At 38.0% G+C, this 13064-nt stretch carries 7 protein-coding genes and 6 pseudogenes; 12 read left to right on the top strand and 1 reads right to left on the bottom strand.

The genetic code is table 11. From position 1 onward, the window contains the following. The first annotated feature begins 200 nt into the window (after window positions 1-200). The 6 genes and pseudogenes from ACED59_RS23155 to ACED59_RS23130 all read left to right on the top strand — a co-directional run. Window positions 201-2036 (top strand): leukocidin family pore-forming toxin, encoded by a 1836-nt coding sequence (locus ACED59_RS23155; RefSeq protein WP_017100264.1) that lies wholly within the window; start codon window positions 201-203, stop codon window positions 2034-2036. A gap of 178 nt (window positions 2037-2214) precedes the next feature. Further along, window positions 2215-3126 (top strand): annotated as a pseudogene (locus ACED59_RS23150) (IS5 family transposase). A 25-nt stretch (window positions 3127-3151) separates the two neighbouring features. Then, window positions 3152-3734 (top strand): annotated as a pseudogene (locus ACED59_RS23145) (IS6 family transposase). A 230-nt stretch (window positions 3735-3964) separates the two neighbouring features. Continuing rightward, window positions 3965-4813 carry a carotenoid biosynthesis protein gene (locus ACED59_RS23140; RefSeq protein ID WP_371692655.1) on the top strand — a complete coding sequence of 283 codons (849 nt, stop codon included), beginning with the start codon at window positions 3965-3967 and terminating at the stop codon, window positions 4811-4813. Between the two features lie 158 nt (window positions 4814-4971). Continuing rightward, window positions 4972-6372: a cytochrome P450 gene (locus ACED59_RS23135; RefSeq protein ID WP_017097118.1), complete on the top strand. Its 1401-nt coding sequence runs from the start codon at window positions 4972-4974 to the stop codon at window positions 6370-6372. Window positions 6373-6630: 258 nt separating this feature from the next. After that, window positions 6631-6875, top strand: a pseudogene (locus tag ACED59_RS23130) (IS6 family transposase); the annotation flags it as partial. Between the two features lie 367 nt (window positions 6876-7242). Here ACED59_RS23130 and ACED59_RS23125 read toward each other — a convergent pair. Next, a complete protein-coding gene (locus tag ACED59_RS23125; protein WP_371691237.1) occupies window positions 7243-8535 on the bottom strand; it encodes an EAL domain-containing protein in 1293 nt (430 codons plus the stop codon). 674 nt (window positions 8536-9209) lie between these two features. Between ACED59_RS23125 and ACED59_RS23120 the strand changes: the two are divergent. The 6 genes and pseudogenes from ACED59_RS23120 to ACED59_RS23095 all read left to right on the top strand — a co-directional run. Next, window positions 9210-9379, top strand: a pseudogene (locus tag ACED59_RS23120) (transposase); the annotation flags it as partial. Between the two features lie 201 nt (window positions 9380-9580). Then, window positions 9581-9849: pseudogene (locus ACED59_RS23115) on the top strand (IS5/IS1182 family transposase); the annotation flags it as partial. Between the two features lie 393 nt (window positions 9850-10242). Further along, entirely contained in the window at window positions 10243-10740 is a 498-nt protein-coding gene (gene tpx / locus ACED59_RS23110; protein WP_017098871.1) for a thiol peroxidase, read from the top strand. A gap of 2 nt (window positions 10741-10742) precedes the next feature. Beyond that, window positions 10743-11351 (top strand): peroxiredoxin, encoded by a 609-nt coding sequence (locus ACED59_RS23105; protein WP_029224047.1) that lies wholly within the window; start codon window positions 10743-10745, stop codon window positions 11349-11351. A 749-nt stretch (window positions 11352-12100) separates the two neighbouring features. Then, a complete protein-coding gene (locus ACED59_RS23100) occupies window positions 12101-12358 on the top strand; it encodes a hypothetical protein (protein ID WP_165901747.1) in 258 nt (85 codons plus the stop codon). A gap of 42 nt (window positions 12359-12400) precedes the next feature. Further along, a pseudogene (locus ACED59_RS23095) lies at window positions 12401-12916 on the top strand (transposase). Window positions 12917-13064: the final 148 nt, after the last annotated feature.

Below are 13064 nucleotides of genomic sequence, written 5' to 3'. Positions count from 1 at the left end.
GCTGATCAGATCGTAGGTTCTGGATTTAGTTCCACTGAATTACGCAACAAAGCCCATAAATTGAGCCATAAATCACCTTTCCATTATGAATTTATATGTATAATGATAAACTTAATCATCAAGGTTATAAGTGATTAATTTAAGGTGCCAACAAAGTACCATCATATTAATTTTAAAACTAAAAAATATTTAGGAGTATTATGAAACGTTTGAATTTAATAGGAATTTTAGTAACATCAGTTTTAATATCTAGATCAGTTTTAGCTAGCGATACACTGCAAGAAGGTATAAACATTCCCGTTGGTGAATCAATACATATAATGAGTGATATGGTTGATAATTCAGACTTGGTTTATATAAATGCAAAGTATTGGTTAGAATCAGGAATTTATTCAAATGGCATTGAAAATGCAATTGATTTAATTGTAAATAATGGTTATCGTTATCTGGTTGATTTTAGTGAAATAGAAGGAAATAAAGAAAAAATAAAGGCAAAACATGTCTTTAGAAAGGTATTTGGTATTTCATTGGAATCTGATTATATTGCAATAACTGAACATAACCATAACGTTATGTTTACAGAGATCAAGGATAGATATGACACAAATATCCCAATTTTGAGTAAACCTGCACCAAAAAGGCAAAAACGTTCAACATCAAACACCCCAGTAGTACACTCACCGGTACCGAGTATTTCTAGATATTATAATGCGACTAAACAAATTACTGATTCTGAATGTGATATCACTTGGAACACCCAATTAGGAGATAGATCGCGGCATCTTTGTAAAAATGCTAACATTTCGCTTGTTTATAAGATAAACATGCAACGCTCCCTTGCGTTCGGAACAATCGGCTCAGCAACGCCTGATGCTAAAATAGTAAGAGTTGGCATTGATGATTCAACCACTGGCGCAGGGATTAGTCTAAACCCTGAAATATATTCGATGTACTTAGCCTCAAGAGGCATTGTTTGGCCAAGTGGTGGGATTGAATCTGAATGGGTGTCATCCGCAATAGCACAAAACTATACGTTTGAAATGATGGCATCAAATAATAAAACAAGTATTTTAAGAACCATTCCAGCAACAAATTTAAATGTAAATTATGATAAGAAGGAAGTATCAACTTTTCAATTTGGTATTGGAGGTGATGTTGGTGCAGATAAAACATCACCCAAAATTAGTCTAAATGCCAACGCGTCATGGACAGAATCCAAGTGGTTATCATATAAAACATTTGATTATGCGGTAACGAAATCGTCAAAAAGCCCTCAACATGTATCTTTCAAATGGTCTAGAGAGCAATATAATTCACCACATGCGATACAAAAAGATGAATCGCCATATGGAGTAACAGTCAGAAAAAATTATTTTGGGAGGTTACACTTAATCAATCCAATAGGGTACGCAAACTTCACACCCAAAATGGAAGTAATCTATTATTCTGAACCTGCGACCACAGGGACAACAGACATTAGTATATCCTCATCGGTTGGAATTACTGGGTATCGTTATTATTCAGAAATCCCATCTTGGGAAGTCCTAAGATATTATTATCCTAATGAAAAAGACTTTAAAATTAAAAATGTAAAAAAAGATATTAAATTCACTGTTGATTGGGATAATCCTGTATTTATTGGCGGAAAGCCGGTTAATTTACAATTGGGTAAATTTAACAATAAATGTGTAAGTGTTAATAAAAACCTCAGTGTTAATTCTGATACTTGTAATATATCCGAACTAAAGCAGTCATTTATTTTCGATACACTTAATCGATATCAGAGTACAAGCCAACCAGGTATGTGCTTGGATGCTAGTAACATTAAAAAAGTCAGCCCTTGCAGTTTAAAGCGAACACAAAGATGGAAATGGATAGATGACAAAGATGAACTAGAGAATTCATTTACTGGAAGTAGCCTTGGTTATACTGTAAATGAAGGAGAAATTAAATTAATTCCGAAAGAGAAAAAAGCTGAGGATAATATCAACTCAGTTTCAATGTTCTCGTCATACACGGATATATTTAATATGTGACATTTTTTCCCTTGAGAGTAATAACTCAAGGTTATTAAACTTACGAGTACTAAAATACGGTTCTGTCGCAAATCTAGTTAGAGGTGTGACAGGCCAACCGGCTTTGTTGCGTAATTCAATGGAACTAAATCCAGAACCTACGCTCTGCTCAGCTACATTCACTCCCTCTCGTAGCCCTATGCCTAAACCTCGTTATAAAACAACCAACTGGAAGCAATACATCCAATCCTCATTAACCATGGCTCTCTGACATTTTGGATTGATGAAGAAGCGATAAGTGGCTGGGCACAGAATAAGCGCTGGAGGCCACGTCGATTCAGTGATTTAGCCATCACGACAGCGCTCATGGTGAAACGCGTATTTTCTATGCCACTGAGAGCGCTGCAAGGGTTTATCGACTCGGTATTTAGACTTCCCCACGTTCCATTAAGTTGTCCGCCTTACACTTGCATCAGTCATAGAGCTAAGCCGGTTGAGGTCTCATTTAAGACAAAAGCGAGAGGAGCAATACAGCACCTAGCCATTGATGCGACTGGCCTTAAGGTTTATGGCGAAGGTGAATGGAAAGTCAAAAAACACGGGACAGATGGTAAGCGGAGAGTTTGGCGAAAGCTGCATATTGCCGTCGATACAAGTACTCATGAAATTATTGCAGCCGAGCTAAGTTTATCGACGGTTACAGATGGAGAAGTGCTTCCGAATTTACTGAAACAAACCATGCCGTGGCATCCTAGAGGTGTCTGGTGATGGCGCTTAGGACACGAGAGCATGTCACGCTGCTATTAATATTAAGCGAGCCGTTGCGCTTATTCCCCCAAGAGAAGGGACAGCCTTTTGGGAGCGTGGTCACCCTAGAAGTCTCGCCGTGGGTTGCCAGAAGTTATACGGCTCAAATAAGTATTGGAAAGAGTGATATGGATACCACAAACGCTCACTGTCAGAAACAGCGATGTATCGAGTTAAACAGTTGCTAGGAGGACGATTGAGCTTAAAAAATTACAATGTACAGTTGGGAGAAACTTACGCGATGATAAAAGCGTTGAACAAGCTTACGGGGTTAGGTATGCCTGAAACTTGTCGTATTGACTAAAAAGCATACGAAACGGGGTGCCTCTATCTCTAAATTTAATTACGCAACAAAGCCTTCTGAGATCAGACTACAGTCCGTTCGTTACTGTGTTTCCTACAAGCTGAGCTACCGTGAAATTAAAGAGGTGTTAGCTGAGCACGGCATCAGTGTTGACCACTCAACATTGAACCGTTGGATCATTAAATACGCTCCCCTGCTTGAGCACCAGGCACGTAAATAAAGAAGCCAGTCGCTTCTGCGTGGCGAATGGACGAGACATACATTAACGTCAAAGGTCAGTGGAAATATTACTATCGAGTCGTTGAGAAGCACGGTCATTTCATTGATTTTTTACTCTGCAAACGCCGTGATGAGAAAACGGCTCGCGCCTTCTTTGCCAAGGCAATCTGCTATAAGGGTTTACTAGGAAAAGTGGTTAGCGATAAGAGTGGTGCCAACGCGTTAGCGTTACATAATGTCAATGTTTAACTCTGGCTGATGGGAAATCAGATGAGGGAGCCAGTTCCACCCTGGCAGGCGTGGAACTGTGGTCGATAATTAAAAGTGAACAGCTCGATAATCCTGAAGGCTTATCTGCTTGGGAGCAATTTTACGCCCTAGCAACCTAATTGCATCTGAAGATCTGTACACTTGTACTTCGTCATAACTTTGCGACACAACCGTATTAATGGTACAGATCACATTACATCAAAGCCACTGATTAGACCAGGCAACAAACTTTTCATGATATTCTGTCCCGCTTTATTATTACCGTCTATTTGATATCAATTGATTAGCACCATTATTCATCTTGCCTAATCGTTATCATGACTTTTAGTTTCAAAAATAAGAGTAGTATATGAAGCCTAGAGCACCTTTATTCTTGCTTGCAATCACCATTATTTATATTGTTTATTCATTTCTTCGAGGTTATACCGACTTACATATATCGAGCGTATTTACTCCACTAATTTTGTTCCCGTTTGCAATATTACACGGTAGTGTCTATTGCGGTATAAAGAAAATGTCATGTTTCTTTCTATTAGTCTTCGTTGTCAGTGTTTTCTACGAAAGCGTTAGTATTTCAAGTGGATTTCCTTTTGGTCACTATTATTATTCTGACCGACTAGGAATTAAAATATTTGACGTCCCATTAGCAATCATGCCGACCTACTTCAGTTTGGGTTATGTCTCTTGGTTTATATCAACCATCCTTCTTAATCAGTTTGATAAACCGATACAAACGAAAAGTAAAGCAATCATCATCTCTCTTACTGCCTCATTTGTAATGGTTTCATGGGATGTCGTTATGGATCCTGTGAATTCGCTCATCAAATCGCTGTGGGTCTGGACCGATCCTGGTGTGTATTTTGGCGTTCCGTTAAGTAATTTCTTTGGGTGGTTTTTATGCGTATTTACCTTTTATTTGCCTTTCGCATTATGGTGCTACAACGATAAAGTACATTTGAAGCAGATCCCGCCCCATGGTTACTTATACCTGCCCTCAATCATTTACGTTACCATCATGTCAAAATACATCCTTTGCTTCTTGTTCAAAGACAACCTTGATGTCGCCACTTTGCATGGCGAAATTTTTAGCTCAAAAGACATTTATGGAAGTGTGATGCTTATTGGTATCTTTACTATGCTGCCAATCGGTATCCAATCTATCTATAAGATCTACCGACACCGCAGTCACTCGCTCTGAGCGACAAGAGTTCTTTAGTTCACACAATACGGTACTCACATTGTTTACACGCGCTAGCGTTGTATCACAACAAAAGTTTCGTATTACGATAACAAGCATGCTAGGCCACTCTCAGCACCTGCTATTCATAGCATTCAGATCAAGTTAAGGAAATACAAATGCAGAAAATTGAACAGCTTCCAATGCCTCCTAAATCGGGTTTTTTGGGGCATGTGAGTTATTTGAAGAAACCCAATGTTCATCAACAGATGCTGTCTTGGGTGAATGAATATGGTGCTTATTTTCGTTTGAAACTGGGAATGAAGGATGTAATGGTTCTCTCTGAACCCTCTCAGATTAAGGCGATTTTAAAATCGAGGCCAGATGACTTTCGCCGTTTGAAAAGCATTGAAAGTGTGTTTGAAGAAGCAGGGCTTAACGGTATTTTTTCTGCAGAAGGTGATCGTTGGAAACATCAGAGAAAGTTGACTGAACCTATGTTCCAGCCTAGCCACCTTAAACATTTTTACCCTAAGTTAAGTGTGATTACCGAACGTTTAAGAAAGCACTTTGAAAAGTTATCAGAATCAGAAACTGTCGTTGATTTAGTTAGCGAATTCAAAAAATACACAGTAGATGTCACATCATTGTTGGCTTTTGGTGAAGACTTTAATTCGATTGAGCAATCAGACACTCCTCTCGGAGAAAGTTTGCGACATGTCTTTCCTGTGATTAGCCAGCGCTCTAAGTCTCCTATTCCTTTATGGCGATTTTTCAAAACCAAGAAAGATACTCAGTTCGATGCAAGTTTAGAAGAGATCGGTCATTTTGTATCGACTTGTATTGATAAGCAGCGCACGCGTTTGGCTGAGTGTCCTGAACTTAGAGAGTCGCCAGAAAATATGCTTCAAATAATGCTGCTGGAACAAGAATTGGATACATCACTGACTGATCGAGATATTCTAGCGAACGCCATTACTCTGTTATTAGCAGGGGAAGATACCACAGCAAACACTCTTGCTTGGATGGCGTTTCTTGTGAGTGGAAACCAAGGTAGCGAGCAAGCTTTACAAAGTGAACTGGCTGATCTGGGAGAAGCTTCTGTATTAGAGTGGCCGATCCCTCGGGTTCCCTACATGACAGCAATTATGTATGAAGCGATGCGCCTTAAACCTGTGGCTCCTCAGCTTTACCTAGAGCCGACAAAAGATACTTATCTTGGTGATTTTGAAATAAAAAAAGGCACGCCTGTTTTCGTAATACTGCATGCTAACGGTTTTGATCCCGATTTGTTTGAAGATCCAATGTCGTTCGATCCTAATCGTTGGATAAATAAAAAAGGGGCGTCATTTTCGAACCTTCAACCATTTGGCGGGGGGGCAAGGCTTTGTCCGGGTCGTTCACTCGCTATTATGGAAATAAAATTGGCGTTTCATTCTTTATTTAATGAATTTACGTTAGAGCCTCAGCAAGCTCCTGAAGATGTGTTCGAACAGTTCGCGTTCACCATGTCGCCTGTTGGATTTAAAGTCAAAATTAAAAAAGTTGCTGATGCTGACAAGAGGAATATCAAGCTTTAACCGGGCAAGAAGGACAACATATGGATGACCTAAAGCTGGAATTAAAGTGTACCTTTATCCAAAGTAAGTGGCTTGGTGAAGAAGATAGACGGAATTTGAGACGTGCTTTTAAATATCTTCAATTAGAAGAAGACTTTTGTTCTTTAATCGATAATTATCCCGCAAACGATCTTATTATGGAACTCAAATCTCTTCTTCTCAAGTGAGGTTGGCATTGCCCTCTCCTAGGGGGTTTGTCGCGAACAAGGGTGGTAGGTTCTGATCATACTGCAGTCCGTTCGTTACTATATTTCCTACAAACTGAGCTACCGTGAAACTGAAGAGGTGTTAGGTGAGCGCGGCATCATGTTGACCACTCAACATTGAACCGTTGGGTCATTAAATACGCTCCCCTGTTTGAGCACCAGACACGTAAAATAAAGAAGCCAGTCGCTTCTTCGTGGCGAATGGACGAGACGTACATTAACGTCAAAGGGCAAGTGAACTACACCAGAAAATCAGTACTTTTCATTTCTACAAAACTTTGCGACACAACCTACTTGGGCACTATTCATTTACGTTAGCAGATCAAGTGATGAAGGGGCAGCTAAGGCCCCTGGAAAATCCTTCAGGTTTTGATGATTGGCCTTAGCGTACGTTTTCGTTCCATCGGACTTCAAACCCCGTGAAGTGGATTATTCTTTTACGCAACAAAGCCACACAACCCCTTCAGGCGTGGTGACTCTGTACAAGAAAAACATCAATCACAACCCTTTCCCGCAGTCTGTGTCATTGCAAACTGTAATCTAGCCTTCAAAATTAGTCGCTTTTCTTCTTTTGTCTGAATTCTAAGAACCTTCCTTATCAATTCCATATTATGTCTTCACCGCTTTACTTAGTGAACTCCAAATTTTGATGATTCAGAACAGATTGAATGGGAACGGGTACTGAAGTGAGAGCAAGAGTGTTAGTTAGCTTCATTGGTTTATAAAAATGAAAACCCTGAAATAAGACATGCGCCTTTTTAGGAAGTAGCCGTAAGTGTAGAGGTGTTTCCACCCCCTCGACAATCAAAGTAACACCAATAAGCTCTGATAGTTTAACCATAAACTTAAGTGTTTCACTAGCCACAATATCATTTTGACATTTTTTTAATAGCGACTTATCAAGTTTGATAAAATCAAAGTGCTTTTTTGATAAAAGGTTAAAGTTAGAATAGCCACAGCCGAAATCATCTATAGCAAATCGAAAACCTGCTTTCTTAAGGAGTTCGATATTTTCTTTAATATTACCCCCTGAAAGCCCTTCACTATATTCAACCATTTCAAATATAATTGATGATCTTAATCCTGGGGCACCTTTGGTTGATTCCATCACATCATCATAAAAACTAACGATACTTAGATCAGTATGGCTGATATTAATACTAAAATTCGGTAATGTTTTTTCAGTGGCCATCGAATATTCTATTAATTTATTAAAAATCATCATGGTTAATGCATAATGTAAATGCGGTTCCGTTGCCAGTAGAGGCATGAACGACCCAGGCCCTCCATATTGTGTACGTTTCCATCTAAGGAGAATCTCCCAGAGATAATCCTTAGATGTTCTCATACTATAAACAACGGGTTGGTAAAAAAGCTCAAACTGAGCACCACCTTGTTGAATGTCACTATGCAAAGCTTGAATTACATGACGCCTATTGACACTTTCATTATAGTCATTAACATTATATACATATAAACCATCAACACACTGACATGATTTATTGACGCTGTAAGCCATTCGTCTAAATAGCTTATTTTTATCTAGAGGTTGAACGAGGCTAGGGATTTTCATACTGGCAACAGAATAGTCTAACATTATTTTTTTATTATCAACCTTCTTTTCAGACGGTAGAAAATATTGTATTTTTTGTTGCTGTTCAATTATATCCTTTTCCAGAGCAGGATTATCACTATCGAAAATAATAATAATATATTTACCTTCAAACAACCCCATGATACTCGGTGAAAGATTTTCACTAAGATGGCAATGTAATTCGTATTTGATTATTTTACTCGTTTTAGAATCGAAAAACTTATAGAAATCTGCAGTTCTCCCAACGCAAATTACATGCATAACACTGTGATTTTTATTGTTTTTATTAAGTAGTTTTTTTTGAATGTAATTAATATTAGGCAAATCTGTTTCTTCACAAAAAAGATGCTTTAATGATTTTTTTTTTGTTCTCGTTCCAGTCGTTGTTGAAAAAAAGATAACTTCTTTTTATTTTTTGATGATTTCATGCAAAACACCAAACATAAAATCACCACCATCAAGAAAAGTAAGCCAGTCATAGATACCCCCAAAGTGTGATGTGAGTCATAAAAACTCACAACAAGAAGTGAATTGTCTCATATTTGATAAAATATCAAATCTGACCACTTTAAGCCTGTAGGAGCCCAAAAAACACCTTGACTTTTTAATAAACAATTAAAGATTGAAATTCAAACTCAATTATCGGTTGTGTCGCAAAGTTATGATCAAGTACGAGCATACTGATTTTTAGATGCAATTAGGCTACTAGTGCGTAAAATTGCTCCCAAGCAGATAAGCCTTCAGGATTATCGAGCTGACCATTATTACTTATCGGCACAATGCCTTTGTTGTGTAATTCAATTGATCGATCTGCTCAGTTACATTCGTTACTCCTCGTAGCCCCATGCCTAAACCTCGTTACAAAATAACCAACTGGAAGCAATACAAGCAATCACTTATTAACCGCGGTTCTCTGACCTTTTGATTGATGAAAAAGCGTTAGCGGGTGGTCGCAAAGCAAACAGAGTAAACGCGGGAGGCCACGTCGGTTCAGTGATTTAGCTATCACGACAGCGTTCATGGTGAAACGAGTTTTTTCTACGCCACTGAGAGCGCTGCAGGGTTTATCGACTCGATATTTAGGCTTGCCCATGTTCCGTTAAGTTGTCCGCACTACACTTGTATTAGCCGAAGAGCAAAGCAAGTTGATATCTCATTTAAGATAAAAACGAGAGGTGTGATACTGCACTTAACTATTGATACTACTGGCCTTAGTTTTTATGGCGAAGGCGAAGGCGAATGGAAAATCAAAAAGCACGGGACGAATGGTAAGCGTAGAGTAGTCTGGAGAAAGCTGGATATTGCAGTCAATGCAAGCACTCATGAAATCATTGCAGCAGAGCTAAGTTTATCGACGGTTACAAATGGAGAAGAGGCAGCCTTTTGGGAACGCGGTCATCCTCGAAATCTCGCAGTGGGTTGCCAGAAATTATACAGTTCAAATAAGTATTGAAAAGAGCGGTATGGTTACAACAAACGCTCACTCTCAGAAACAGCAATGTATCGAATTAAACATTCGCTTGGTGGCCGTTTAAGTCTAAAAAATTACAATGCACAGGTGGGTGAAACTTACGCAATGATAAAAGCGTTGAACAAACTTACTGGGTAGGCATGCCTGATACTTGTCGTGTTGACTAAAAAGCATGCGAAACGGTTTCGCTCTATCTCTAAATTTAATTACGCAACAAAGCCCACTACGAACATAGATCCCGACTTAAACGACGCCCTTAATATCCGTGATAAAGGCCTTCTAGAATTAAAGGCGGCTGGACAATCGTCTCTGCTTATAGAAACTGCGTAAGTCTTGATGCTATCGAACAACGGCTAACGAAATAAGAAGCACTGCCTGATAGGGCGGTGAGTCGTCAATTAAAGAAGCTTATAGGTTGTTTGATTTAAATTTTGATGATGATTGGAATAAAAGCACTAAAAATAAATGACACATCGGATTTGTTGTTTATAAAATTTACCCTACTATCCGCCAGCTCAATTAATTCGAGCTAAATAATAAATAATCATGAGGAAAATGTTATGTCTATTACTTTTCAAGGAAATCCTGTTTCAATTTCTGGTCAACTCCCTAAACCTAATCAAGTAGCTCCTAGCTTTACGCTTTGTGACAAAGATTTAAATGATCTAACTTTAGAAAGCTTAAAAGGTAAAAATATCCTATTAAATATTTTCCCTAGTATCGACACTCCTGTCTGTGCAACAAGTGTTCGTAACTTTAACGAAAAAGCAGCCAATTTAGATAATACTATTGTGTTGTGTATTTCTGCCGATATACCTTTTGCTATGAATCGTTTCTGTGGTGCAGAAGGAATTGATAATGTAAAAACGGCTTCTTTCTTCAGAGAGCCTTCTTTCACTGAAAACTTCGGCGTAAACTTAAATGAAGGTGCACTAAAGGGATTTTCAGCAAGAGCAGTTATCGTAATTAATAGTGAAGGTGTTGTAAAATATAGTGAGCTTGTTCCAGAAATCACGACTGAACCAAATTATGAAGCAGCAATGGCAGCTTTGGTGTGATTATGCGTAAATTACTTGTTCTTGCAGCTGCTATATATTCAACAAATACTTTGGCGCAGTTTGAAACAACTCAAGCTAGCGAGAGTTTTGGGATTAATCAAGTGGTAACACTTGAACAAAATACCAAATTTGATTTAATTGGCTCTACATTAAAGGTGGGCGATTTAATGCCCTCAGCTCAATTAATTACTTCAAATTTAAAAAAATATGATACAAGTAATAAAAGTCAGTCAATAAAAATATATAATATACTCACATCAGTCGACACCCCAGTATGTGTGCAGCAAGGTATTGAGCTTTCTCAATACATAAAAAACAATACCGATGACCTTTATAATATTGAATTCTACGCAATTAGTGCAGACACGCCTTTTGCTCAGCAACGGTTTATTAAAGAACATTCTATTGAAGGAGTGACGTACCTTTCTGATTCTATAGACCATCAATTTGGACTAAACACAGGGACTCAGATTAAACAGTTAGGATTACTTAGCCGAAGTATTATTGTAACGGATACTAACAACAAGGTTATTTATGCCCAACGAGTACCAGAACTGACAACTATCCCTAGTTTAGGGGAAGCAGTAAAAGTAGCGTTAGCTAATCGTTAGCATTTTAACATTAAGAGGCTTAGGCCTCTTTCTTAAAATCATATCTGATTAATTAATTTTTTATTTTTGGTGCTTAAATTAATATTATTATATCTATGAGTTTTTCGAGAAAAATTATAATTATTATTTCAATTTTGTTGTGTTTTTTTACTTTTAAAACAATTAGCAATATGTCAATCTTTATAGAAAACCTACCAACCATCCAAGAGGCTAACTATTTCCCATATAAGAACACTTTATCTTCTTTACTTGAGACGATTAAATAGTACGATTAACTATATGTAAAAATTCAAACTGAAATATTGGGAGTCTGGATATTTTAAAGGGATGTAATTACGCGTAAAATTATAGTGGTAACTCCTCCAGCTGCGAGTAGTTCATCGAGTTTAATTAATATGATTAGGTTAACATTTTCACCTTAATTCAGTAAAGGACTACTCCACTTATCCCACTGAGATAAGAACTATTTTTAGGAGCAATGTCATCCTCACAACCTGATCTGGGATCGCCAAAATTTTCTACAGTCCAAATAAATCTTTAGAGAAAATATGTATAATCAATTTAAAAATAACTATTTATTGTTAGTTATAGGCAATCCAATGGTTGAAAAATCGATTGGAGTAAAATAGAAATTATCTAAGGTTTATAATAATGAGTATAGAGCGTTTATTCTTAATAACCAGAAAAATACTCCATCATTCAAGATTATAGAAGTATTATGAATTATTTTTGCCATATTGGAGAAAGTCATGTCGTTAAAAGTTGCATTAAATTTACTAGAGGAATATCAAGCTTTAACTGGGCAAGAAGGACAGCATATGGATGACCTAAAGCTGGAATTAAAGTGTACCTTTATCCAAAGTAAGTGGCTTGGTGAAGACGATAGACAGAATTTGAGACATCGTGCTTTGAAGTATCTTCAATTAGAAGAAGACTTTTGTTCTTTAATCGATAATTATCCCGCAAACGATCTTGTTATGGAACTCAAATCTCTTCTTCTGAAGTGAGGTTGGCATTGCCCTCTCCTAGGGGGTTTATCGCAAACAAGGGTGGTAGGTTATGATCACCCTCAACATTCATCAGCTTTAACATTTAGCTTTACTGGCCGTCACTTTCTTTCTGAGCTCATACTGCAGTCCGTTCGTTACTATATTTCCTACAAACTAGAGCTACCGTGAAATAAAGAAGCCTGTCGCTTCTTCGTGGCGAATGGACGAGACATACATTAACGTCAAAGGTCAGTGGAAATATTACTCTCGAGTCGTTAGAAGCACGGTCATTTCATTGATTTTTCACTCTGCAAACGCCGTGATGAGAAAGCGGCTCGCGCCTTCTTTACCAAGGCAATCTGCTATAATGGTTTACCAGGAAAAGTGGTTAGCGATAAGAGTGGTGCCAACGCGTTAGCGTTGCATAATGTTAATGTTCAACTCTGGCTGATGGGAAAAATACTCAACTTGATTGAAGTGTGTCAAATTAAATATCTGAACAATATAGTTGAGCAAAGTCATCGAAAAGTGAAAGGTAAAATGAATCAGTGCCTGGGGTGGAGCTGTGGTCGATAAGGCTTTGTTGCGTAATTCAATGTAACTAAATCAAGAACCTACGATCTGATCAGCTACCTCCACCCTCTCTCGTAGCCCTATGCCTAAGCCTCGTTACAAAACAACCAACTGGAAGCAATACAACCAATCACTCATTAACCGTGGCTCT

The organism is Vibrio sp. FF266 (assembly GCF_041439695.1).
GTDB lineage: Bacteria > Pseudomonadota > Gammaproteobacteria > Enterobacterales > Vibrionaceae > Vibrio > Vibrio tasmaniensis_A.
The sequence above is the reverse complement of the archived record's forward strand: the minus strand, read 5'-3'. Positions and strand labels throughout refer to the sequence as shown.

Bases quoted from the DNA above. Each gene is read 5' to 3' on its own strand.
- ACED59_RS23140 (WP_371692655.1), top strand. From the start codon at position 3,965: ATGAAGCCTAGAGCACCTTTATTCTTGCTTGCAATCACCATTATTTAT.
- ACED59_RS23105 (WP_029224047.1), top strand. From the start codon at position 10,743: ATGCGTAAATTACTTGTTCTTGCAGCTGCTATATATTCAACAAATACT.
- ACED59_RS23100 (WP_165901747.1), top strand. From the start codon at position 12,101: ATGTCGTTAAAAGTTGCATTAAATTTACTAGAGGAATATCAAGCTTTA.
- tpx (WP_017098871.1), top strand. From the start codon at position 10,243: ATGTCTATTACTTTTCAAGGAAATCCTGTTTCAATTTCTGGTCAACTC.
- ACED59_RS23155 (WP_017100264.1), top strand. From the start codon at position 201: ATGAAACGTTTGAATTTAATAGGAATTTTAGTAACATCAGTTTTAATA.
- ACED59_RS23135 (WP_017097118.1), top strand. From the start codon at position 4,972: ATGCAGAAAATTGAACAGCTTCCAATGCCTCCTAAATCGGGTTTTTTG.